The 22,512-nt window shown below is 70.9% G+C and carries 22 protein-coding genes; 10 read left to right on the top strand and 12 right to left on the bottom strand.

The annotated features are described in order from the left end of the window. Window positions 1–52: 52 nt before the first annotated feature. Window positions 53–1,441, top strand: coding sequence for a DUF2637 domain-containing protein (locus B9S57_RS28915; RefSeq protein ID WP_103760130.1), 1,389 nt, complete (start codon window positions 53–55; stop codon window positions 1,439–1,441). Between the two features lie 65 nt (window positions 1,442–1,506). Here the strand turns inward: B9S57_RS28915 and lysS are convergent, their stop codons facing one another. After that, window positions 1,507–3,267 (bottom strand): lysine--tRNA ligase, encoded by a 1,761-nt coding sequence (gene lysS, locus B9S57_RS28910; RefSeq protein ID WP_181011517.1) that lies wholly within the window; start codon window positions 3,265–3,267, stop codon window positions 1,507–1,509. Between the two features lie 146 nt (window positions 3,268–3,413). On the opposite strand from lysS, the gene argS reads away from it, so the two are divergent. Then, window positions 3,414–5,183, top strand: coding sequence for an arginine--tRNA ligase (gene argS, locus B9S57_RS28905; RefSeq protein ID WP_103760129.1), 1,770 nt, complete (start codon window positions 3,414–3,416; stop codon window positions 5,181–5,183). A gap of 91 nt (window positions 5,184–5,274) precedes the next feature. Here argS and B9S57_RS28900 read toward each other — a convergent pair whose 3' ends face one another. Beyond that, on the bottom strand, window positions 5,275–6,633 hold the full coding sequence (locus B9S57_RS28900) for a helix-turn-helix transcriptional regulator (RefSeq protein WP_103760128.1): 1,359 nt from the start codon (window positions 6,631–6,633) through the stop codon (window positions 5,275–5,277). Window positions 6,634–7,029: 396 nt separating this feature from the next. Here B9S57_RS28900 and B9S57_RS28895 point away from each other — a divergent pair, with 396 nt between their 5' ends. Together B9S57_RS28895 and B9S57_RS28890 are read left to right on the top strand one after the other, a co-directional pair. After that, window positions 7,030–7,761 carry a DUF4232 domain-containing protein gene (locus B9S57_RS28895; RefSeq protein ID WP_103760127.1) on the top strand — a complete coding sequence of 244 codons (732 nt, stop codon included), beginning with the start codon at window positions 7,030–7,032 and terminating at the stop codon, window positions 7,759–7,761. Window positions 7,762–8,038: 277 nt separating this feature from the next. Further along, window positions 8,039–9,331, top strand: coding sequence for an LAETG motif-containing sortase-dependent surface protein (locus B9S57_RS28890; RefSeq protein ID WP_103760126.1), 1,293 nt, complete (start codon window positions 8,039–8,041; stop codon window positions 9,329–9,331). Window positions 9,332–9,448: 117 nt separating this feature from the next. Here B9S57_RS28890 and B9S57_RS28885 read toward each other — a convergent pair whose 3' ends face one another. Together B9S57_RS28885 and B9S57_RS28880 are read right to left on the bottom strand one after the other, a co-directional pair. Further along, window positions 9,449–9,859, bottom strand: a complete 411-nt coding sequence (locus tag B9S57_RS28885) for a DinB family protein (protein WP_103760125.1) — start codon at window positions 9,857–9,859, stop codon at window positions 9,449–9,451. A gap of 12 nt (window positions 9,860–9,871) precedes the next feature. Further along, window positions 9,872–10,303, bottom strand: coding sequence for an ATP-binding protein (locus tag B9S57_RS28880; RefSeq protein ID WP_103760124.1), 432 nt, complete (start codon window positions 10,301–10,303; stop codon window positions 9,872–9,874). Between the two features lie 151 nt (window positions 10,304–10,454). Between B9S57_RS28880 and B9S57_RS28875 the strand changes: the two genes are divergently transcribed. The 4 genes from B9S57_RS28875 to B9S57_RS28855 all read left to right on the top strand — a co-directional run bounded on the left by B9S57_RS28875 (window position 10,455) and on the right by B9S57_RS28855 (window position 12,839). Continuing rightward, the gene (locus B9S57_RS28875; protein WP_258036687.1) at window positions 10,455–11,240 is read left to right on the top strand and encodes a helix-turn-helix transcriptional regulator; all 786 of its coding nucleotides are present in this window, start codon (window positions 10,455–10,457) and stop codon (window positions 11,238–11,240) included. Continuing rightward, entirely contained in the window at window positions 11,237–11,479 is a 243-nt protein-coding gene (locus B9S57_RS28870) for a DUF397 domain-containing protein (RefSeq protein WP_103760122.1), read from the top strand. Before B9S57_RS28875 ends, B9S57_RS28870 begins: the two co-directional genes overlap by 4 nt. An 11-nt stretch (window positions 11,480–11,490) precedes the next feature. Next, window positions 11,491–12,024: a putative immunity protein gene (locus tag B9S57_RS28865; protein WP_103760121.1), complete on the top strand. Its 534-nt coding sequence runs from the start codon at window positions 11,491–11,493 to the stop codon at window positions 12,022–12,024. A 464-nt stretch (window positions 12,025–12,488) separates the two neighbouring features. Further along, window positions 12,489–12,839: a hypothetical protein gene (locus B9S57_RS28855; RefSeq protein ID WP_103760119.1), complete on the top strand. Its 351-nt coding sequence runs from the start codon at window positions 12,489–12,491 to the stop codon at window positions 12,837–12,839. 314 nt (window positions 12,840–13,153) lie between these two features. Here the strand turns inward: B9S57_RS28855 and B9S57_RS36555 are convergent, their stop codons facing one another. Next, window positions 13,154–13,420 carry a DUF5701 family protein gene (locus tag B9S57_RS36555; RefSeq protein WP_103760118.1) on the bottom strand — a complete coding sequence of 89 codons (267 nt, stop codon included), beginning with the start codon at window positions 13,418–13,420 and terminating at the stop codon, window positions 13,154–13,156. Between B9S57_RS36555 and B9S57_RS28845 the strand changes: the two genes are divergently transcribed. Then, window positions 13,419–13,979 carry a VanZ family protein gene (locus tag B9S57_RS28845; RefSeq protein ID WP_103760117.1) on the top strand — a complete coding sequence of 187 codons (561 nt, stop codon included), beginning with the start codon at window positions 13,419–13,421 and terminating at the stop codon, window positions 13,977–13,979. The two genes, B9S57_RS36555 and B9S57_RS28845, sit on opposite strands and share 2 nt — an antisense overlap. A 50-nt stretch (window positions 13,980–14,029) precedes the next feature. On the opposite strand, the gene hemB is transcribed toward B9S57_RS28845, so the two are convergent. Then, window positions 14,030–15,025, bottom strand: a complete 996-nt coding sequence (gene hemB / locus B9S57_RS28840) for a porphobilinogen synthase (RefSeq protein ID WP_103760116.1) — start codon at window positions 15,023–15,025, stop codon at window positions 14,030–14,032. A gap of 179 nt (window positions 15,026–15,204) precedes the next feature. Here hemB and B9S57_RS28835 point away from each other — a divergent pair, with 179 nt between their 5' ends. Then, on the top strand, window positions 15,205–15,942 hold the full coding sequence (locus B9S57_RS28835; RefSeq protein WP_103760115.1) for a class I SAM-dependent methyltransferase: 738 nt from the start codon (window positions 15,205–15,207) through the stop codon (window positions 15,940–15,942). Window positions 15,943–16,050: 108 nt separating this feature from the next. Here the strand turns inward: B9S57_RS28835 and B9S57_RS28830 are convergent, their stop codons facing one another. From B9S57_RS28830 to B9S57_RS28805, 6 genes are all read right to left on the bottom strand, one after another. Then, on the bottom strand, window positions 16,051–16,791 hold the full coding sequence (locus B9S57_RS28830) for a hypothetical protein (RefSeq protein ID WP_103760114.1): 741 nt from the start codon (window positions 16,789–16,791) through the stop codon (window positions 16,051–16,053). A gap of 165 nt (window positions 16,792–16,956) precedes the next feature. Then, entirely contained in the window at window positions 16,957–18,624 is a 1,668-nt protein-coding gene (locus B9S57_RS28825) for a bifunctional uroporphyrinogen-III C-methyltransferase/uroporphyrinogen-III synthase (protein ID WP_103760113.1), read from the bottom strand. After that, window positions 18,621–19,607 carry a hydroxymethylbilane synthase gene (hemC, locus tag B9S57_RS28820; RefSeq protein ID WP_103760112.1) on the bottom strand — a complete coding sequence of 329 codons (987 nt, stop codon included), beginning with the start codon at window positions 19,605–19,607 and terminating at the stop codon, window positions 18,621–18,623. Before hemC ends, B9S57_RS28825 begins: the two co-directional genes overlap by 4 nt. Next, a complete protein-coding gene (locus B9S57_RS28815; protein WP_103760111.1) occupies window positions 19,604–21,088 on the bottom strand; it encodes a glutamyl-tRNA reductase in 1,485 nt (494 codons plus the stop codon). Before B9S57_RS28815 ends, hemC begins: the two co-directional genes overlap by 4 nt. Continuing rightward, on the bottom strand, window positions 21,085–21,870 hold the full coding sequence (locus B9S57_RS28810) for a redox-sensing transcriptional repressor Rex (protein WP_103760110.1): 786 nt from the start codon (window positions 21,868–21,870) through the stop codon (window positions 21,085–21,087). Before B9S57_RS28810 ends, B9S57_RS28815 begins: the two co-directional genes overlap by 4 nt. Before the next feature lie 285 nt (window positions 21,871–22,155). Beyond that, window positions 22,156–22,431 (bottom strand): glutaredoxin family protein, encoded by a 276-nt coding sequence (locus B9S57_RS28805; protein WP_103760109.1) that lies wholly within the window; start codon window positions 22,429–22,431, stop codon window positions 22,156–22,158. Between the last annotated feature and the right edge of the window lie 81 nt (window positions 22,432–22,512).

Genomic DNA, 22,512 nt, shown 5'->3' with positions numbered 1-22,512 from the left:
GCGCCGGATGCCGAAGTGGAGCCGGTTCGTCGAAGTCGGGAGGGGATCGCGGGTGGCCGCCATGCAGCTGACACGCACACACCGCGTACTCATCGGGGTCGTCGTCGCGGGCGCCGTGCTCATCGCGGCGATCGGTTTCGCGGGCTCGTACGCCGCCGTCCGTGAACTCGCGGAGGAGAAGGGCTTCGGCGACTTCTCGATCGTCTTCCCGATCGGCATCGACGCGGGCATCTGCGTCCTGCTCGCGCTGGACCTGCTGCTGACGTGGATGCGCATACCCTTCCCGCTGCTGCGCCAGACCGCGTGGCTGCTGACCGCGGCGACGATCGCCTTCAACGGCGCCGCCGCCTGGCCCGACCCGCTGGGCACCGGCATGCACGCGGTGATCCCCATCCTGTTCGTCGTCGCCGTCGAGGCCGCACGGCACGCCGTGGGCCGCATCGCGGACATCACCGCCGACAAGCACATGGAGGGCGTCCGTCTCACCCGCTGGCTGCTCTCCCCCGTCCCCACGTTCAAGCTGTGGCGTCGGATGAAGCTGTGGGAGCTGCGCAGTTACGAGCAGGTCATCAAGCTCGAACAGGACCGCCTGATCTACCAGGCCCGCCTCCAGGCCCGCTTCGGCCGCAACTGGCGCCGCAAGGCGCCCGTCGAGTCGATGATGCCGCTGCGCCTGGCGAAGTACGGCGTCCCGCTCGCCGAGACCGCCCCGGCCGGCCTCGCAGCCGCCGGCATCGAACCGGCTCTCCTGCCCCCGGCCCCCGCCGCCGCCGTGGAGAGCGCGCAGCACCCCCAGCTCCCGTACGCACCGCAGACGCAGGACGCGCAGGAGCAGGCCCCCCTGCAGGAGGAGCACGACCGGCCGGACCGGCACCGGCAGGACGCGTACGAACAGGAGGAACGGTTCGTACAGCAGGACGAGTTCGAGCAGCAGTACCCCCAGGAGGGTCCCGGCTCGCACGACAGCCCCTGGTTCGCCCACAAGGTGCCGGACGAGGCCTACGAGGGCGCGTACGACCCGACCTACGAGGAGGGTGTCGAGAGCAGCCCCGTGATGGTCCCCTCGGGAGCGCCCGGCAGGACCCGGCCGCTCGGCAACGTGGGCACCATCGGCGCGTTCCCGCGCCCCCGCACCACGGAGCCGGGGACCGGACCGCAGGAGCAGGGACAGCAGGAGCAGGTGCGGCAGGAACCGGCCCAGCAGGAGGCCGACCCCGCCGAATGGGCCCAGACCGAGATCGAGTTCGGCGAGATCGCGTACGACGTGTTCACGGCGTACACGCATCAGCACCAGGACTACCCGAGCGCCGAGGTGCTCGACATCCACCTCTCGGACGGACACAACGTCCGCCACCCGCACAGCGCCGCACTGCTCCGCAAGCTGCTCCCCGGCTTCAAGCAGCGCTTCGACAACGAGATGGCCGCCGACCACATCGCGTAGGGGCGAGGGCAGACGACGAGACGGGCGGGCCGCTGAGCGGCCCGCCCGTCCTCACATCCGGTGTGTCACGCGCCGAGCAGCGTCCGCACCCGGTCCGCCCCGACCGCGAGGAGCAGCGTGGGCAGGCGCGGGCCGGTGTCCCGGCCGACGAGCAGCCGGTAGAGCAGCGCGAAGAAGGAGCGCTGGGCCACCTTCAGCTCGGGGGTCGGCCTGGCGTCGGGCGCCAGCCCCTCCAGCACCTTCGGCACCCCGTAGACCAGCGTGGTCAGGCCGTCCAGCGACCAGTGCGAGTCGAGCCCTTCCAGGAGCAGCCTGAGCGACTCGCGGCCCTGCTCGTCCAGGGAGCCGAGCAGTTCCTTGTCCGGCTCGTCACGGACGATGGTGCGGGCCTCGGCCGGAACCTGGGTGGTGATCCAGCTCTCGGCGCGGTCGAGCCGGGGGCGTACCTCGTCGAGCGAGGTCAGCGGGCTCGAAGGGTCGAGCTCGCCGAGGATGCGCAACGTCTGGTCCTCCGCGCCGGCGGTGATGTCGGCGACCGAGGCGAGCGTGCGGTACGGCAGCGGGCGCGGGGTGGCGGGCAGCTCCCCGGCGGCCGTACCGACGGCCCGTGCGTAGGCGGCGGCGTCGGCGGGCAGCACCGAGCCGTCGGCCACCTTGCGGGCCAGCGAGTCCCACTCGTCGTAGAGCCGCTGGATCTCCTGGTCGAAGGCGATCTTGAAGGACTGGTTCGGCTTCCGGCGGGCGTAGAGCCAGCGCAGCAGCGGCGCCTCCATGATCTTCAGCGCGTCGGCCGGGGTCGGCACACCGCCCTTGCTGGAGGACATCTTCGCCATGCCGGAGATCCCGACGAACGCGTACATCGGCCCGATCGGCTGGACGCCGTCGAAGATCTCGCGCACGATCTGGCCGCCGACGACGAAGGAGGAGCCCGGCGAGGAGTGGTCCACGCCGCTGGGCTCGAAGATCACGCCCTCGTAGGCCCAGCGCATCGGCCAGTCGACCTTCCAGACCAGCTTGCCGCGGTTGAACTCGTTGAGCCGCACCGTCTCGGCGAAGCCGCAGGCCGAGCACGTGTAGTTCAGCTCGGTCGTGTCGTCGTCGTAGGACGTGACGACGGTGAGGTCCTTCTCGCAGTTGCCGCAGTAGGGCTTGTACGGGAAGTAGCCGGCCGAGCCGGAACCGCCGTCGTCCTCGTCCGCCGCGCCGGAGCCCTCGGCTGCCTCCAGCTCGGCCTCGTCGACCTTCTTCTGCTGGGGCTTCCTGCCGCCCTTGGCGCCCGCCGCACCGTCCTTCTTGGTGCGGTAGCGGTCCAGGACGGCGTCGATGTCCGCCCGGTGCCTCATCGCGTGCAGGACCTGCTCGCGGTAGGTCCCCGCCAGGTACTGCTCGGTCTGGCTGATGCCGTCGTACTCGACACCCAGCTCGTCGAGCGCCTCGGTCATCGCGGCCTTGAAGTGCTCGGCCCAGTTCGGGTACGCCGACCCGGCCGGGGCCGGCACCGAGGTCAGCGGCTTGCCGATGTGCGCCTGCCAGGAGTCGTCGACGCCCTCGACGCCGTTCGGCACCTTGCGGTAGCGGTCGTAGTCGTCCCACGAGATCAGATGGCGCACGGTGTGACCCCGGCGGCGGATCTCGTCGGCGACGAGGTGCGGGGTCATGACCTCGCGGAGGTTGCCCAGGTGGATCGGGCCCGACGGGGAGAGGCCGGACGCGACGACGACCGGTTTGCCAGGCGCACGTCGCTCCGATTCGGCGATGACATCGTCCGCGAAGCGGGAGACCCAGTCGGTCTCGGTGCTGCTCTGACTGGAAGCCACGGTCGGCACGTCCTTCTCTCGTGTAGGACTCGTAGGGGCACCCCCATGAGGGGCACCCCCATTCTCCCAGGTACCACCCGCAGCGCGAAAACGGCTTTACGCCCCGTGGGATACTGGGGTGATCCTTTGTCTCCTACGGAAACGGCAGCCGGCTCATGGCTTCGGTCCCTTCCCTCGCTTCCACGCTCCAGCAGCAGCTGGCGGACGCCCTGACGGCAGCACTGCCGGATGCCGGCACCGCGGACCCGCTGCTGCGCCGAAGCGACCGGGCCGACTTCCAGGCGAACGGCATCCTCGCGCTCGCCAAGAAGCTCAAGGGCAACCCGCGCGAGCTGGCTTCCCAGGTCACGGCCGCCCTTCCGGCCGGTGAGCTGATCAAGGACATCGAGGTCTCCGGCCCCGGGTTCCTGAACATCACCCTCACCGACCGGGCGATCGTCGAGACACTCGCCGCGCGCGCCGCCGACGGCGACCGGCTCGGTGTGCCGCTGAAGTCCGCCGCGGGCACCACCGTGATCGACTACGCCCAGCCGAACGTGGCCAAGGAGATGCACGTCGGCCACCTGCGGTCGGCGGTCATCGGTGACGCGATGGTCCAGATCCTCGAGTTCACCGGCGAGAACGTCGTCCGGCGCCACCACATCGGCGACTGGGGCACCCAGTTCGGCATGCTCATCCAGTACCTCTTCGAGCACCCGGGAGAGCTGGAGCACGAGGGCGGCAAGGCGGACGGCGAGGCGGCCATGTCGTCGCTGAACCGCGTCTACAAGGCGTCGCGGGTCCTGTTCGACTCCGACGAGGAGTTCAAGGCCCGCTCCCGTGACCGGGTGGTGGCCCTCCAGGCCGGCGACCCGGAGACGCTGGCGCTCTGGCAGGGCTTCGTCGACGAGTCGAAGATCTACTTCTACTCCGTCTTCAACAAGCTCGACATGGTCATCTCCGACCCCGACATCGTCGGTGAGTCCGGCTACAACGACATGCTCGAGGAGACCTGCCGGATCCTGGAGGAGACGGGCGTCGCCGTCCGCTCCGAGGGCGCGCTCTGCGTGTTCTTCGACGACGTGAAGGGCCCGGACGGCAACCCGGTCCCGCTGATCGTCAAGAAGACCAACGGCGGCTACGGCTACGCGGCCACCGACCTCTCCGCGATCCGCGACCGGGTTCAGGGCCTCAAGGCCGACACCCTGGTCTACGTCGTGGACGCCCGGCAGTCCCTTCACTTCAAGATGGTCTTCGAGACGGCCCGCCGCGCCGGCTGGCTCAACGACGACGTCAAGGCGCACCAGCTGGCCTTCGGCACGGTCCTCGGCAAGGACGGCAAGCCCTTCAAGACCCGTGAGGGCACCACCGTCCGGCTGGAGGACCTCCTCGACGAGGCCGTCGAGCGGGCCACCGCCGTGGTCCGGGAGAAGGCCGAGAAGGTGGGCCTGTCCGAGGACGAGATCGTCGAGAACGGCCGGTACGTCGGTGTCGGCGCGGTGAAGTACGCCGACCTGTCGACCTCCGCCGTGCGGGACTACAAGTTCGACCTGGACCAGATGGTGTCGCTGAACGGCGACACGTCGGTGTACCTCCAGTACGCCTACGCCCGGATCCGCTCCATCCTGCGCAAGGCGGGCGACGCGAAGCCCGCCGCCCACCCGGAGCTGGAGCTGGCCCCGGCCGAGCGCGCGCTGGGCCTGCACCTGGACCAGTTCGGCGCGGTCCTGGAGGAGGTGGCCGAGGGGTACGAGCCGCACAAGCTGGCCGCGTACCTCTACCAGCTGGCCTCGCACCTCACCACGTTCTACGACCAGTGCCAGGTCCTCAGCGACGAGAACGCGCCGGAGGTCGTCGAGAACCGGCTCTTCCTCGTCGAGCTCACCGCCCGCACCCTCCACCAGGGCATGAAGCTGCTCGGCATCCGGACGCCCGAGCGCCTCTGACCCTGCACGGAGAGCACACCGATCGCCCGTGCGGGACACGCTCCCGCACGGGCGATCGCCTGTGGGCACTCCATCGGCCGGCCGGGAGCCGTCAGTTCTCCTCCGGGACCCACTGGGCCGTGTCCGAGCGGTAGTAGTACTTCGGCCGGGTGGTGAGACTGCTCGTACGGAACGGTTTGCCCCCGTCGTCGATGCGCAGCGTCCCGCTCCGGCCCCCGCTGGTCCACTCCAGCTCCAGGTACCAGGTCACGTCGTGCCCTTCCACGTGCGCGTCCAGGTGGAACACCTCGACGTCCGTGGAGCTCACCCGGTACGGGAAGTCCTTCGCGGGCACGACCGTGTCACCGTCCGTCCCCGCGACGGGGGTCGAGCGCGGCCGGCTGTCGTCCAGGTCGATGTCGAAGCTCTGCGGCGTGACGCCTCCGCCGCACCCGCTCCCCATCGAGTACGCGGACCGGGCGAGAGCCGCGTCGCGCCCCAGCACCCGCACGTGCAGCCCCTCCAGCACGACCGCTTGGCCGGACGTCCCCTGGAGGGTGAGCGCGAGCAGCATGGCACCGCCGTCGACGCCTCCGAGGGCGCGCGCCCATCCGCGGGTGTCCTGAGGTGCGGGCGGCGGCGGCACGTCGTCGGGCTTCTGGTCGAGCAGGTAGTACTGCCCGCAGGGCGCTTCCCAGTTGTACGAGCTGATCGTGGCGTGCACGGGAACACCGCCGCCCTGCTGTCCGCCCGAGGACGGCGAGGTGGTGGTCCCGGTCCCGGCACCACCACCGCCCGCGCCCGGTGAGGAAGCGGTGGCGCCGGGAGCCGCGGAGGGGCTGCTGCTCCTGCTCGGCTTCCCGCTCGGGCTCACCTCGCCGCTGGGCACCACCTGCGTGGGACTGAACTCCGCGTCCGCCCGCTTGTCGTCGGCGCCTTCGTCGTTCCCGGCCCCCCGCACGACGAGCGCGGCAGGCACAGTGAGCGCGACGACCGCCACCGCGGTGAGCAGGACCCGCAGCCTCCTGCTGGTGCGCCGACGGGCAACGGGCGCGGTACCGGGGCGGGGTCCCTCGGGCGTCACGTCCCCCGAAAGATGCGCGGTTTCGGCTACCGAAGTGGATTCCACCTCCGCCTGCGGCTCCGGCTCCGCTTCAGCTCCCGCCTCTACAGCCCCACCGCCGATGTCCGCGCCCGCCTCCGGCCCCGGCCTCCGCGAACCCCGCCGCTTGGCCTCGTCCGCGAGGATCCACTTGCGGTGCAGCGCCATCAACTCGTCGGCGGACGCCCGGCACACCCGCGCGAAGCGCTCGACGGGCGCGTAGTCGTGCGGGACCGCGTCCCCGTTGCAGTAGCGGTGCACGGTCGAGGTGCTCATGTGCAGCTTCTGCGCGAGCGCCCCGTAGCTGAGCCCGGACCGCTCCTTCAGCTCCCTGAGCAGCGCCGCGAAATCCTGGATCTCTGTGCCCACCCCGACCGTTCCCTTTCCGTTCCTTCCCGGAACGGCGTCCCAGGGAGGTGATGTCCGCGCAGGTCAGAGCAGGTAAATGCGTTCCAGCGTCCCGCATGCCCCGGCAGCCGTTGCGACCGGATTCCGGAGCGGAGAAGGATGTGGACACACCGCGGCGTTCCCCGCGACCCGTACATCCCACCCCCACTCCGTCCCGGGAGCCGCCGTGCGTAGCCGACCCGAGATCAATCTGACCGACGCGGTCGCCACGGGAGTCCTGATCGCCTGCATCGCGATCGTCCTGTCGCTCCTGTAACGCCTCTGATCATGCGTCACCGCTCAGTACACCCGCCCGTACCTCACGGCGCCAACCCGGCGCCCCGGGCCCGCACCACCTTCGAACGGGGAGAACCACTCATGCGCGACCTTCGCTTCCGCCGTGCCACCCGCACCTCCGTCCTGGGCACCACCGCACTGATCGCCGCCCTGTCCCTGACGGCCTGCCAGAGCGGTGGCACGGAGTCCGCCGGCGACGCCGGCGACTCGGCGGCCTCCGGCACCTCCGCAGTCCCGGTGGCCGACACCGGCAAGGCGGCCGAAAAGCCGAACTCCGGGGATTCCGGTTCCTCCTCCGTGACGGGTTCCGGTTCCTCTTCGGGCAAGACCCCCGCAAAGCCGGTGGCGGAACAGCGGCAGGGCGGCGGCAGCAACGCCGGGGGCAGCGCGACCCTGCCCACCTGCACCGGCGCGAACACCAAGCTCACCATGACGGCCGTCCAGCGGCCCATCAACCACATGTTGCTCACGGCGACCAACACCGGCTCGAAGTCCTGCTACGCCTACGCCTATCCGTTCCTCCGGTTCGGCGAGGCGCAGGCCGTGCCCCAGGTCACCGAGGACAGCCGGCCCCAGTCGGTCGTCGTCATCGACCCCGGCGAGTCCGCGTACACCGGCGTCATGACCTCCTCCGCCGACGGCAGCGGCATCGGCGGCTACTCCACCAAGGACCTGGGGGTGCACTTCCAGGACGCCGAGGGCGGCTCCACGGGGACGTCGGTGCGGGTCCCGCTTTCCAAGAAGGTCTACGTCGACAGCACCCTTACGGTCACGTACTGGCAGACCGAGAGGGACGACGCGCTGATGTACTGACCGGCTCCGAAGGGCGGGCAGGACCCGCGACGGGATCGCCCGGAACGTCGCGGGCCCACCCCCTGTGGCATTGATCACAGCGAAAGCACAGGAAGAGAAGGCAACTGCACCCATTCGCCTTTTCTGTCTGCCCCGCCGATGTGGTAGAGGCCGGAACGCGTGAAGAAGGTGTGATGCCCGGATGTCCCTCCGGTCATACGATCACCTGAAGTCGCCTCTGCGTGTCCCATTCCGCAGCGACTTCCTCTTCTTCTTGTCTCGCACCCGAAGGGCCCATGTGAAGATCCGCCGCGTTCTCGCCACCGCTGTTGCCGCCGCAGTGACCACGCCCGTCCTCCTGCTGTCGGTCACCCCCGCGTTCGCCGACGACAAGCCGGCGGCGCAGACGCAGAACAAGCCGTCCATCGCGGAGTTGGAGAAGGCCGCCGCAGCGGCGCAGGCGGCGTACGACGACGCGGTGGCTGCCGTGGACGCCGCCAAGGCGGTACTGGACGCACTCGAAACCGACGACTCCCCCCTGAAGGCGGCCTCCGACGCCGCCAGGATGGCGGCCGACCAGGCCGCCACCACGAAGGCGACCGCCGACCAGGCCGTCATCGACGCCCAGACCGCGCTGAAGGCCCTCCCGGGAGACGCCACCGAGGAGGAGAAGACCGCGGCCACGACCGCGGTCACCGAGGCCGAGGCCGAGGCCGAGGCAGCCGGCGAGGCCAAGGTCGCCGCGGACACCAAGGCCACGGAAGCGCTGGCCGCGTGGAACGACGCCCGCGTCACCGCGGCACAGGCGATCGACACGGCACAGGAGGTGGCCAAGACCGCGCTCGCCGACAAGGACGCAGCCGACGCTGCCCTGGCCAAGGCCAAGGAAGAGGAGGCCGAGGGCGGCGAGGACGGCAACGAGGACGACACCTGCGTCCCCGAGCCCAAGCTCACCACGGTCGTCACCGGCCTGCCGTCCACGGTCGTCGCCGGCACGAAGACCGACTTCAAGCTCCGGGTGACCAACGGCACCGACAGGACGCTGGACGAGGTCTACCCGTTCGTCTACGTCCACGCGACCGACACGTCCGGCCTCAAGGGCCTCGACGACCTGGTGCATCTCCAGTGGTCCTCCGCCAAGTCCTCGACGTGGAAGAACGTCGACAACGAGCACTACATCGACCGCGTCAGCCCGCTGAAGGCCGGCGCCCACGCCGACATCAAGATGCGCCTGACGGTCGACGCCAAGGCCCCCGCGGGCAACGGCGTCACCTTCGTCGCCGGTGACTACTGGAACGAGGACGGCACCTGCGGCGGCAGCCCGGACCTCGAGGGTTACGAGTTCATGATCGCCGCAGCCGGCAGCAAGCCCGGCAAGGTCCCGGACGCCACGGTCAAAACCACCAAGCCCAAGGACTCGAACCTCACGACGCAGACCGGCGCGTCGGCCAGTCCGGTGGGCGGCACCCTCGCCGCGACGGGCTCGTCCGACGCCACGTCGCAGCTCGCCCTCGCGAGCGGCGCGGCGCTGGCGATCGGCGCGGGCGCGGTGTTCGTCGTACGCCGCCGCAAGGCCGGCTCCCACGCCTGACGCGTGAGCCGGGGTGCCCGCCGGGCGCCTCGCTCCAGGCGCTGATCCACCCAGCGGGCCCGACACCGGACAACGGTGCCGGGCCCGCTGCGTCGGTGCATGTGGTCGACGCTGCCGTCAGGAGCCCGTCACCCCGACGATGCCCTCCCGCAGCAGGTCCGCGTGGCCGTTGTGGCGGGCGTACTCCTCGATCATGTGCACAAGATCCAGCGGAGCGACAGCCCCTCGCCCCCGGCCGGTCACCAGCGCGAAGCCGTCCTCGCGCCCCTCTCCCGCGTAGACCGGCGGCAGGTCCTTCCCTCCGAAGATCCGCCGGAACCAGTTGCGCTCCACCTCGGCCGCGTGCTGCACGAGCCCGAGCAGTGTCATCTCCGACAGCGCGACCGACGCGGTCCGCACCTGACGGTCGTCGAGCCCCTCACACTTCAGGGCGAGGGTCGCCCGGTGGAAGTCCAGCCAACTCATCAGCATGGGACGCTCATCGGCGTACGCGGGGGGAACGGCACGGCCATCGGGCAGAGTAGCCATGCGGCAGGATCCTCACATCGGTCCGAGCCCGGACTCCGGCAGCCCCGGCTTCGAAAAGACGCACCACACGACCTTCCCGGGGTCCCGCTCCCCGACACCCCACCGATCGGCGAGCGCCTCCACGAGCAGCAGCCCCCGCCCCGACTCACCGCACGGCTCCAGGACCACAGGATCCCCGCCCCCGCTGTCGTGCACTTCGAGGACGAGCTCCCGGCCCTGCTCCCCCAGGGTCAGCCGTACGAGATAGCCGCGCCCCGGCGGCACCCCGTGCAGCAGCGCGTTGGTCGCCAACTCGCTCACACAGAGCAGCACATCGTCCAGCCGCGCCCCGAACCCCCAGTCGACCGCAGCGGCCTCCGCGAACTCCCGTACGGCGGGCACGGACCTGCGCTCACGCCGGCAGAACCGCTCGCGCAGGAGGGAGGGTTGCATCGTCTCGTTCATGAGACAAGGGTCACTCTGCGTACATACCCTCAAGCAGTATGTGAGCCCGTACAGATCTCTTGTACGGGCCGCGCATGCGTGAAGTACGTACGAGGGCGGGGAGTCCGACCGTATGCACCCCAGGAAGCGCCGCAGCAGGAACGCGTCGGCGATGAAGCTCGTCGGCAAACTGGTCGGCCTGTTCCGCGTCGCAGCCGACCTGACCCAGGCCCAGCTGGCCGACCGGGCCGCCGTCCAGCTGGAGACGATCGCCTCCATCGAGCAGGGCCGCCGCACCCTCCTGCCCGACCTCGCCCGCCGCCTGGACCAGCTCCTGAGCACGAAGGGGGCCTTGGAGACGGCAGTGGAGAACATGCCGGAGGTGGACCTGATCCCGGCGTGGGCGGAGCAGTACATGGACCTGGAGCGGGAGGCGCTGGCACTGTCGTGGTTCGAGAACCAGGTGCTGCCGGGGCTGCTCCAGACGGAGGGCTATGCGCGAGCGGTGTTCCGCACAGACGTACCTGCCCTCAGCGAGGACGAGATCAGCCAACGGGTCTCAACGCGACTTGAACGTCTGCAGATCCTGCACCAACACGAGCCCCCGACTGCCAGCTTCGTTATCTCAGAGGCGACTCTGATCGACCGCCTGGGCGGGGACGAAGTACGTGCGGGCGCCCTTCGTCACGTACGTGAGTGCACTGAAATCCCTGGGGTCACCGTGCAGATCATGCCTCTCGGGCGGCGCACGCACGCAGGCCTTTCCGGGCCTTTCATCCTCCTTGAAACACCTGAGCACCAGCGCCTCGCCTACACGGAGACGCAGCGCGGAAGCCAGCTCATTTCAGCACCGGATGACGTGAGTATCCTGGAACGCAAATATGCGATGCTGCGGACTCAGGCCCTCAACACCGAAGAATCGCGGGGCCTACTGGACCGGCTGCTAGGAGACGTATGAGCACCGAACTCACCTGGTTCAAGTCGACCTACAGCAGCGAGCAGGGCGGCGCCTGCCTGGAAGTCGCCTACGACTGGCGCAAGTCCAGCTACAGCGGCAGCGACGGCGGCCAGTGCCTGGAAGTCGCCGCCCACCCCAACGCCGTCCACGTCCGCGACTCCAAGAACCCCGAAGGCCCCACCTTCGCCGTCACCCCCACCGCCTGGTCGGACTTCGCCGTGTACGCCGCCCGGAACTGAACGGCGCACCCGTGGCGGAGGAAGCAGCCGAGGTCGAGCTGAGCACGCAGGACCTCCGCGAGGTGACGGCGTACGCCGCAGCGTGCGCGGAGACGGTGCTGGAGGTCTTCGAGGCCGACCAGCCGGACGACGCACGGCCCCGTGAAGCGATCGGCGCCGCCCGGGAGTTCGCCCGGGGCGGCGCACGCGGAAAGGCCCTGCGCGACACCGCGTGGGCTGCGCTCAAGGCGGCGAAGAGCGCGGGCACCCCGGCCGGTGGCGAAGCCGCGCGTGCGGCGATGGCGGCGGCGGGGGCCGCCTATCTGCACCCCCTGGCCAAGGCCACCCAGGTCAAGCACATCCTCGGCGCAGCCGCCCACGCGGCCAGGGCCGCCGAACTGGTCGCCGGTGACGATCGGACCATCGGCGCCGCGCACATCGAGCGAGCGGCACGGCGCGCAAGACCGGAGGTCACCCACGTACTCGCGCGTTATCCGCACGCCCCGGCCGCCGGCGGCCGCGTCGGCGAGCTGACCCGCCTGCTCGACGCCGCACTCCGCCGGTGACGCACCGCCCGACCTCAGCCGGCGGCGTCACCGCCCCCGCAGCGCGCCGAACCAGCGGACGATCGCCGACGTGGCCGCGACGTTGGAACCCGAGTGGCGCGACCCCCCGGGCATGCTCCCCCCACGTCGCGTACCCGGGCTGTCCGGCGCTGCCGCCGCCACGGCGACGGGCCCGCTCACCAGCGCCGCGCAGCAGACGGCCACCACAGGCGCCCTCAGCCGGCGGTACACCTTCCGGCGGTGCGACGACGTTGCGGTGAAGACGGCCATGCTTCCCCCAGGCGAATCAGGACTGCTGTCGTCCCTCCAGCCTCACAGGCACCGGCCCCCGGACGCACTGGTGCGGCCCCCCGAGCCCATGGGGGGCCCGCCCCCGGGCCGTGGCGCAGGGGGAAGGGCGTACTCGCACTCCCTGAGTAGAAGCGCTCATGTGGCCTCCTTCAGCGCCGCGTTGACTCGTACGCATGTCGGATGAACTTCTCAACCCCCGTGCGCCGCACGCCTGGGCCGCCCCTCTGGTCTCCACGCTCATCACGCTCCCCGCGGCGGGGGCCGCCCTGCTCTACGGCGGGCTGTCCCCCATGGCGTGCGACTCCTGCAACGGCGCACAGGCCGAACGCTTCACGGACTCGTTCAACGCGGGATGGGCCGTCCTCTGCACGGGGCTCCTGCTGTCCCTCGCCGTCCTGCTGGCGAGCTGGTCCCTCCCCTGGCGGCAACGCCAGGCGGCCACCCGCGCACTCCTCTCGGTGGCGGCGCCCGCCGTCGTGTTCGTCTCCGTCATCGCCTTCATGGCCCTCGTGGACTGGCCGTAGGAGCCCGTCGTTCCCTTGCGGGCTTGTTCCGGACGGGGTCCGCACCGGGAAGATCGCCGATTATGCGCCTCGACGAACTGAGCGTCTCCGAACGCCGGTTGTGGACCTCGTACGCCCAGGGCCGCTCCGTCGACGCCCGCGACGAATCAACGGGGGCAGGACCCTCCGTACCGGCCGACGTCATCGAGCACCGGCGAAGCCATGTCGGCGCGCTCCAGACGCGGTTGCCGGGCCGGCATCGCCCGGTTCGGCGCAGGGGCGTCCAGGACGGTCACGCGGACGCCGCCCCCCTCCCGGCCGCCACGGCCCGCAGCCTAGGCGACGCCCGGCCACGTATGCCGGTTGCCCGCCCAGCACCAGCCGACCTTGGGGCTGTGACCGCGGGCTCGGAAACCGGGGCTCCCTCGGTTCGGCGGGCGCGGGGCAGTCGGCGGGCGAGCAGATCCCGGAGCCCGGCGACGTACGCCTTCCAGCGACACAAGCCCGGCCTCGGTCGGCCTGAAGCCGCAGGCATCGAAGCAGAAGGAACCTCGCAGGAGGAGATGCCATACGAGCGGGGCGTGAGGAGAGGAGCAGCGCATGTGGCGCGTCATTCTTCACCTGACACCCACAACGGTCCTTCTGGCAGTGGCGCTTGTCTTCCTGGGAGCGCTCACCGCCCACCTGGCCAAGGCGCGGTGGCCTCAGGTCGTTCGACGCGTCGCGACTCTCACGTTCACCCTGTGGCTCGCCCTGATCCTTCTGGCCACGCTGGCCGCCTCCGACAGCAGTACCGGAGGCGGCGGCGTCTGGCTGAGCCCCGGCATCGACACGCTTCGAGCGAGCAGCGAGTACGTCACCCCGGGCGAGAAGGAGATGGTCGTCCGGCAGTGGGCGGCGAACGCCCTGATGTTCATGCCGCTCCCCGTGCTCCTCTCGCGCCTCCGTCCCGGCTTCTCGGCGATGAAGTGCTTCGTGCTGTGCGCCGGTCTCGGATTCCTCATCGAGTCCACGCAGCTGCTCCAGGGCAACGGTCGGGTCGTCGATCTCGACGACGCGCTCTGCAACGCGCTCGGCGTGGGGGTGGGCCTGGCCCTGAACGCGGCGGCGACGGCCCTGGTGAACCGCCGCGACCGTGGACGCGTCGCCGCCGCGCGGTGACCGACACGGAACGGGTCGCCGTCAACCGTCAGCCGTCACCGCCTGAAACGTCACCGCCCCAGCCGCTGCGCGACCTCCGTCGCCCAGTACGTCAGGATCATCTGCGCGCCCGCGCGACGGATGCCCGTCAGGCTCTCCAGGATCGCCGCGTCCCGGTCGATCCAGCCCTTCTCCGCGGCGGCCTCGATCATCGCGTACTCGCCGCTGATCTGGTACGCCGCGACCGGCACGTCCACCGCGTCGGCGACCTTGGCCAGGACGTCCAGGTAGGGCCCGGCCGGCTTGACCATGACCATGTCCGCGCCCTCTTCCAGGTCAAGCGCCAGCTCCCGCAGCGACTCACGGCTGTTCGCCGGGTCCTGCTGGTACGTCTTGCGGTCGCCCCGGAGCGAGGAGCCCACCGCCTCGCGGAACGGGCCGTAGAAGGCCGAGGAGTACTTCACGGTGTAGGCGAGGATCGACACCTCCTCGTGGCCCGTCTGGTCCAACGCGTCGCGGATCACGCCGACCTGGCCGTCCATCATCCCGCTGGGGCCCACCACGTGCGCGCCCGCGTCGGCCTGGACCTGGGCCATCTCGGCGTACCGCTCCAGCGTCGCGTCGTTGTCGACCCGGCCGTCCTCGGTCAGCACCCCGCAGTGCCCGTGGTCGGTGTACTCGTCCAGACAGAGGTCGGACATGATCACCAGGTCGTCGCCGACCTCTTCGCGCACCGCGCGCAGAGCGACCTGGAGGATGCCGTCCGGGTCGGTGCCCGCCGTGCCCCGGCCGTCCTTCTTCTCGTCCAGCGGGACCCCGAAGAGCATGATCCCCGAGACGCCTGCCGTGACGGCGTCGACGGCGGCCTTCCGCAGCGTTTCCAGAGTGTGCTGCTGGACACCGGGCATGGCCGAGATGGCGACCGGGGCGTCGATGCCCTCGCGCACGAACGCGGGCAGGATCAGATGCGCCGGGTCGAGCCGGGTCTCGGCGACCATGCGCCGCATGACGGGGGTCGTCCGCAGCCGGCGGGGCCGCGAGCCGGGGAAGTTTCCGTACTCAGTCATCCTTCGAGACTAGACCCGTACACATCACCGGTTTACCGACAGCCGACCCGGAAAAAGCGGCCTCTGGAACGACCGGCCGGACCGTCGGGGTCCGCCCGGCGCCACGGCGTCGACTGACGGACCCGCGGCAGGGAAAACAGGTCGACAGACCTCGCGGGCGCCCGGCAGAGTGCCCGCTCGTGACCAGTAGTGAACTGTGGAACCACGCGACCGCCGACCGCTACGACGCCGAGGAGGCCGAAAGATCCTCCGCCGCGTTCCTCGAACCGAACCTCGCCTTCCTCGCCGACCTCGCCGGAAGCGGTCGCGCCCTGGAGTTCGCCATCGGAACGGGCCGCGTGGGCATCCCGCTCCGTGAACGCGGCGTACCCGTGACCGGCATCGAACTGTCCGAGCACATGGCAGCGGTGCTCCGGGCGAAGGTCGACGAGGAGACGCTGCCGGTGACTCTGGGGGACATGGCCACCACCGTCGTGCCCGGTTCCTTCGCCCTCGTCTATCTCGTCTACAACACCATCTCGAACCTGCTGACACAGGACGAGCAGGTCGAGTGCTTCCGCAACGCGGCACGTCATCTGGAACCCGGCGGCCGGTTCGTCATCGAGCTGGGCGTGCCACCCCTGCGGCTCCTGCCGCCCGGCCAGGTCGCCGTGCCCTTCGACGTGTCCGAGCACCACCTCGGCTTCGACACCTTCGACCTGGCCGAGCAGATGCTCGTCTCGCACCACTTCACCCAGGACGACGACGGCCGCTACCGCCGCGGCGCCTCCCGCCACCGGTACGCCTGGCCGGCGGAGCTCGACCTGATGGCGCGGATCGCCGGGCTCCAGCTGGACCGCCGTGTCGCGGACTGGGACGGGACGCCGTTCACCCAGGACTCCACGCATCACATCTCCGTGTGGCGGAAGCCGGCCTGAGCCCGGGAGCCGGCCTGAGCCCGGGCGTCGGCCTGAGGCCCGGAGCCGGCCGCCCGCTCCAGCGGGCGGGAGGGGAGATCCCGGACGTCAGCAGCCCGGCCCGGCCCCTCACCCATCCCTCTTCAGGGCCGCCATCAGCTCCCTCATGTCACTGATCATCGCTGCCCGGTAAGGCACCAGGTCGAGGAGGCCGGCCCCGCGCCGCCCCTCCGCGGCCTCCGCGTCCTCGTACACGCGAAAGGCGTGCAGCTCCAGCGAGAAGACCGCCCCGCCCTCCAGCACCCGGATCTCCTGCCGGGCGTTCCCGGCGCGCGAGGTCAGCAGATACGCCAGATCCCCCAGATCCGGTACGGACTCCAGCTCCGCCCCCGGCTCGTACCCCCGCCCGGTCACCCGTTGCCGTGCCTCGAACTCCGCCCGAGGATCGGTCTCCTTGTGCAGTTCGACCCTGACGACGACGGCGTAACCGGCCCTCTCGCTCCCGGCCCCCGCAGACCGCTCCCTCAGCGGGATGTCGCACCGGATCTCGTCGAGCGCGGGGTGCCGCAGCAGTCCCGACGGATTCGGCGCGGTGGGCTCACGCGGTCCGACCGCCGTCCGGATCGAGGAGAGCCGCAGGGAGGGACAGGGATCGGCGTCCAGCCGGTAGCCGTGGGTGTCCGGCCTCCCCCCGCCGTCGGCGCCGTACACCAGAACCGCTGCCGCCCACAGGGCGGAGGCCACGGCCATCCCGCCCAGGGCCCACATCCAGTGGCTCCGTGGCCGGCGCTCCCCGAGCACCCGGTCGCCCACCACGTCGTGGGCTGCCGCCGCACCGGCCGCCCCGTCCATCTCCGGCTCGGAAATCATCAGCCCCCCTGGCCATCCACCGACACCACCCGCGGATGATCTCACCGCTCCCCCGGCGCGCCAAGAGCGCTCAGCCGCAGCCGCCCACCGCCTCCGGCACGCACAGGGGCCCGGCCGCCTCCCGAAGGAAGCGACCGGGCCCCGCACATGAACGTGCCGAACGGGTCAGGTGGTCGTCCGGCGACGGCGCGCACCCGGGCGCCGCTCGCTCGGCCGGGTCACCGGGTCACCGGCCTCCTTCGCCGCGTCCCGGCGCTGCGCGCCGAAGTCCGCCAGCGCCTGGGCCAGCTTGTGGACCGACGGCTCCGGGGACAGGACGTCGACCCGCAGGCCGTGCTCCTCGGCGGTCTTCGCCGTGGCGGGACCGATGCACGCGATCACCGTCACGTTGTGCGGCTTGCCCGCGATGCCGACCAGGTTGCGGACGGTCGAGGACGAGGTGAAGAGCACCGCGTCGAAGCCGCCGCCCTTGATCGCCTCCCGGGTGTCGGCCGGCGGCGGCGAGGCGCGGACCGTGCGGTACGCGGTGACGTCGTCGACCTCCCAGCCCAGCTCGATGAGCCCGGCCACCAGGGTCTCGGTGGCGATGTCCGCACGCGGCAGGAACACCCGGTCGATCGGGTCGAAGACCGGGTCGTACGGCGGCCAGTCCTCCAGCAGACCCGCGGCCGACTGCTCGCCGGACGGCATCAGGTCCGGCTTCACACCGAAGTCGACCAGGGCCGCACCGGTCTGCTCACCGACGGCCGCGACCTTGATCCCGGCGAAGGCACGGGCGTCGAGCCCGTACTCCTCGAACTTCTCCCGGACGGCCTTCACCGCGTTGACCGACGTGAAGGCGATCCACTCGTAGCGGCCCGTGACCAGACCCTTGACCGCGCGCTCCATCTGCTGGGGCGTGCGCGGCGGCTCGACGGCGATCGTCGGCACCTCGTGCGGCACCGCGCCGTACGAACGCAGCTGGTCGGAGAGCGACGCCGCCTGCTCCTTCGTGCGCGGCACGAGCACCTTCCAGCCGAACAGCGGCTTGGACTCGAACCACGCGAGCTGGTCGCGCTGGGCGGCGGAGCTGCGCTCCCCGACCACGGCTATGACCGGCAGGTGCCCGTCGGGCGACGGGAGCACCTTCGCCTGCTTCAGGGCCTGGGCGATCGTCCCCAGGGTCGCCGTCCAGGTGCGCTGGCGGGTCGTCGTCCCGGCGATCGTCACCGTGAGCGGGGTGTCGGGCTTGCGGCCCGCCGAGACCAGCTCACCGGCGGCCGCGGCCACCGAGTCGAGCGACGCGGACACGACGGCGGTCGCGTCGCTCGCGCCGACCTCGGACCAGCAGCGGTCCGACGCCGTACGCGCGTCGACGAAACGCACGTCCGCACCCTGCGCGTCGCGCAGCGGCACACCGGCGTACGCCGGCACACCGACCGCGTTGGCGATGCCGGGCACGACCTCGAAGGGCACACCCGCGGCAGCGCAGGCGAGCATCTCGGCACCCGTGTTGCCGTCCAGGCCGGGATCGCCCGAAACGGCACGCACCACCCGCCTGCCGCCCTTCGCTGCCTCCATGACAAGATTGGCGGCATCCCTGAGGACGGGTACTCCGGCGGGTGTTGACGCCTCGTCAACAACCGTCATCTCAGGTGTGCTTACCCCTGCCCGCGCATGGCAGCGAACGACGTCGAGAACCTCGGGTTCCGCGACAAGGACGTCCGCGCTCGCAAGCGCTTCAACAGCGCGCAGAGTCAGCAGTCCCGGGTCGCCGGGACCGGCGCCGAGGAAGGTGACGTGCCCTGAAGCCAGGACAGGGAAGTCGGATACGACAGGGCCGGTGGGGCTCAAAGTGCTCGCTCCCCCATAAGACCGGCCGCACCCTTGGCGAGCATCTCGGCCGCGAGCTCGCGACCGAGGGCCGCCGCGTCGTCGAGCGACGTGGGGACGGGACCGGTGATGGACAGCTGCACCAGGGAAGCGCCGTCGGTCGAACCGACGACACCGCGCAGGCGCAGTTCGTTGACAACCTGCCCATCGGCCAGGAAGTCGGCCAGCGCACCCACAGGTGCGGAACAGCCGGCTTCCAGGGCGTTGAGCAGGGCACGCTCGGCGGTCACGGCGACCCGGGTGTACGGGTCGTCGAGCTCGGCGAGCGCCGCGGCGAGGTCCGTGCTGCCTGCAGCACATTCGATCGCCAGTGCTCCCTGGCCGGGAGCGGGCAGGACGGTGTCGGCCGGCAGGAAGCCGGTGACCTCGTCCGTACGTCCGAGGCGGCTGAGCCCGGCCGCGGCGAGTACCACCGCGTCCAGCTCCCCGCTCCGCACAAAACCAATGCGCGTATCGACATTGCCGCGGATCGCGACGGTCTCTATCTCGAGGCCGTGCGAGCGGGCGTACGCGTTGAGCTGCGCCATGCGGCGCGGCGAACCGGTACCGATGCGGGCACCGGACGGCAGCTGCTCGAAGGCCAGTCCGTCCCGCGCCACCAGCGCGTCGCGCGGGTCCTCGCGCACCGGCACGGCGGCCAGGACGAGGCCGTCGGGCTGCGTCGTCGGCAGGTCCTTGAGCGAGTGGACGGCGAAGTCCACCTCGCCGCTCAGCAACGCCTCGCGCAGGGCCGCGACGAACACGCCGGTCCCGCCGATCTGCGCCAGTTGCTCCCGGGAGACGTCTCCGTACGTGGTGATCTCGACGAGCTCCACGGCGCGCCCGGTCACCTCACGGACCGCGTCGGCGACCATGCCGGACTGCGCCATGGCGAGCTTGCTGCGCCTGGTGCCCAGCCGCAGCGGTGTGGTGGTCTCCCCGCCCAGGGGTGAGTTGTCGGTCATGACCGCCCTCGATTCGGGTCGTTCAGGTCTGCCCGGGAGACGGCGGCCACCGTCTGCGGGTCGAGGTCGAAGAGTTCCCGCAGCGCATCGGCGTACCCGGCACCGCCGGGCTCGCTGGCGAGCTGCTTGACCCGCACGGTGGGCGCGTGCAGGAGCTTGTCGACGACACGGCGCACGGTCTGCGTGATCTCGGCGCGCTGCTTCTCGTCCAGGTCGGGGAGGCGTCCGTCGAGCCGCGCGATCTCGCCGGCCACCACATCGGCGGCCATGGTGCGCAGGGCGACGACGGTCGGAGTGATGTGGGCGGCGCGCTGCGCGGCTCCGAAGGCGGCGACCTCGTCGGCGACGATGGTGCGCACCTGGTCCACATCGGCGGCCATCGGGGCGTCCGCGGACGCCTCGGCGAGCGACTCGATGTCGACGAGGCGCACACCGGCGACGCGGTGGGCCGCTCCGTCGATGTCGCGCGGCATCGCGAGGTCGAGCAGATGGATCCGGGCGGGGCCGACGGCGGCCGGCCGCACAGGGGCCCGGCGCACGGTCCGGTCCTGGGCGGCGGAACCGTTCTCCACCCACGCGGCGTGCTGGTCCAGCTCGTCGGGTACGGCGGACGCGGGAGCCTCGGGCGCATGCGCCGCACTGTCGAAGTCGACGCCGAGCGCCTCGGCGACCGCCTCCGCGGTCAGGACGAGCCCCGTCGCGCCGGTGCAGGACACCACGATGTCGGCACGTGTCAGTTCACCCGCCACCCGGCCCATCTCCACGGCACGCGCCGTCGGGACACCGGCCTGGCCGAGGATCTCGACGAGCCGGTCGGCACGGGCCCGGGTCCGGTTGGCGACGACGATCTCCTCGACACCGGCGCGGGCCAGGGTGGCCGCGGCCAGCGAGGACATCGAACCCGCACCGATCACCAGGGCGCACTTGCCGGCCGCCCACCCGGTGATCTCGGCGCCCTCGGCCAGCTGCTCGAGACCGAAGGTGACGAGCGACTGCCCGGCCCGGTCGATCCCGGTCTCGCTGTGGGCGCGCTTGCCGACCCGCAGGGCCTGCTGGAAGAGGTCGTTCAACAGACGGCCGGCGGTGTGGAGCTCCTGCCCCAGCGCGAGCGCGTCCTTGATCTGGCCGAGGATCTGGCCCTCGCCGACGACCATCGAGTCCAGCCCGCACGCCACCGAGAAGAGGTGGTGGACGGCGCGGTCCTCGTAGTGCACATAAAGATAAGGAGTGAGCTCGTCCAGGCCGACCCCGCTGTGCTGCGCGAGGAGGGTGGACAGCTCGGCGACACCCGCGTGGAACTTGTCCACGTCCGCGTACAGCTCGATGCGGTTGCAGGTCGCCAGGACCGCGGCCTCGGTCGCGGGTTCCGCGGCGAGGGTGTCCTGAAGCAGCTTCGTCTGCGCCTCGACCGCCAGCGACGCCCTCTCCAGCACGGAGACGGGAGCACTGCGGTGGCTCAGCCCGACGACCAGGAGGCTCATGCCGGCATCACGGCGGGCATGTCCCCGTCAGGTCCCTTCCGGCCGGTGGGGGTGGCCCGCATCGGCGGCGCCCCTTCCTCGTCGGCGTCCACGGCCGCCCTGCCGTCGGCAGCGGCTTCCTCGCCGGCCTTGCGCTGCTCGTGGAAGGCGAGGATCTGCAGCTCGATCGAGAGGTCGACCTTGCGCACGTCGACGCCCTCCGGCACGGAGAGCACCGTCGGCGCGAAGTTCAGGATGGAGGTCACACCCGCGGCGACGAGCCGGTCGCAGACCTGCTGGGCCGCGCCGGGCGGGGTGGTGATGACCCCGATGGACACGCCGTTGTCGCTGATGATCCGGTCGAGGTCGTCGGTGTGCTGCACGGCGATCCCGGCCACCGGCGTACCCGCCATCGCGGGGTCGGCGTCGATCAGGGCCGCGACGCGGAAACCACGGGAGGCGAAGCCGCCGTAGTTGGCGAGCGCGGCGCCGAGGTTGCCGATGCCGACGATCGCGACCGGCCAGTCCTGCGTGAGGCCCAGCTCACGGGAGATCTGGTAGACGAGATATTCGACGTCGTACCCGACACCACGCGTGCCGTAGGAACCGAGATAGCTGAAGTCCTTCCGCAGCTTGGCGGAATTGACTCCTGCCGCCGCGGCGAGTTCCTCGGACGACACCGTGGGAACCGAGCGCTCGGAGAGCGCCGTCAGTGCGCGGAGATACAGCGGAAGCCGGGCGACGGTGGCCTCGGGAATTCCTCGGCTACGGGTCGCCGGTCGGTGAGTTCGGCCAGTTGCCACGGTGCTCCTGCGGGATGAGCGGGGCTGCAGGCGGCCGTATGTCCTATGACCGCCCCGTCGACAGCAGGCTATGTCTTTGTGAACGCGTGCACAAAGATAGTGTCCGTTTTGTCCGGTCAAAGTGACCGGGGTCACGCATATTCCCTGCGCGGTCCCGGAACCCGGGGCGCCATCAGCCCGTTGCAGGCCCGAAGGGGGCAAGACGGTACACACTCCTCATGTCCACGCCCCCGAGACCACTCAAAACGCCCACGATGTTAACCGGGTTTCGCCGGAGAAGCCCCCTCACGTACGCAGGGCCGTGCGCAGCCTCGCCGGGTCCACACGCCAGAAGGTGTGCTGCTCACCGTCGATCAGGACCACCGGGATCTGCTCCCAGTACTCCTGGTGCAGCGCCTCGTCCCGCGTGATGTCCTTCTCCACCCAGGAGGCACCGGTCTCCTCGCAGACCGCGCTCACCACCGTGCGCGCGTCGTCACAGAGATGACACCCGGGCTTCCCCACGAGGGTCACCACCCGGTCCGCGGGCTTCTTCTTCGTCCGACGCAGCAGTGCACTCATACCTTCATTCTGCGCCCCCGGACGGACCCGCGGACCCGCGGAATCACCCGTTTAACGCCCCGGTCCCGGAGAGTTCACACC

Origin of the sequence: Streptomyces sp. SM10 (assembly GCF_002910915.1) — a bacterium.
Taxonomy (GTDB): Bacteria; Actinomycetota; Actinomycetes; order Streptomycetales; family Streptomycetaceae; genus Streptomyces.
This window is presented reverse-complemented; position numbering and strand designations above follow the sequence as displayed.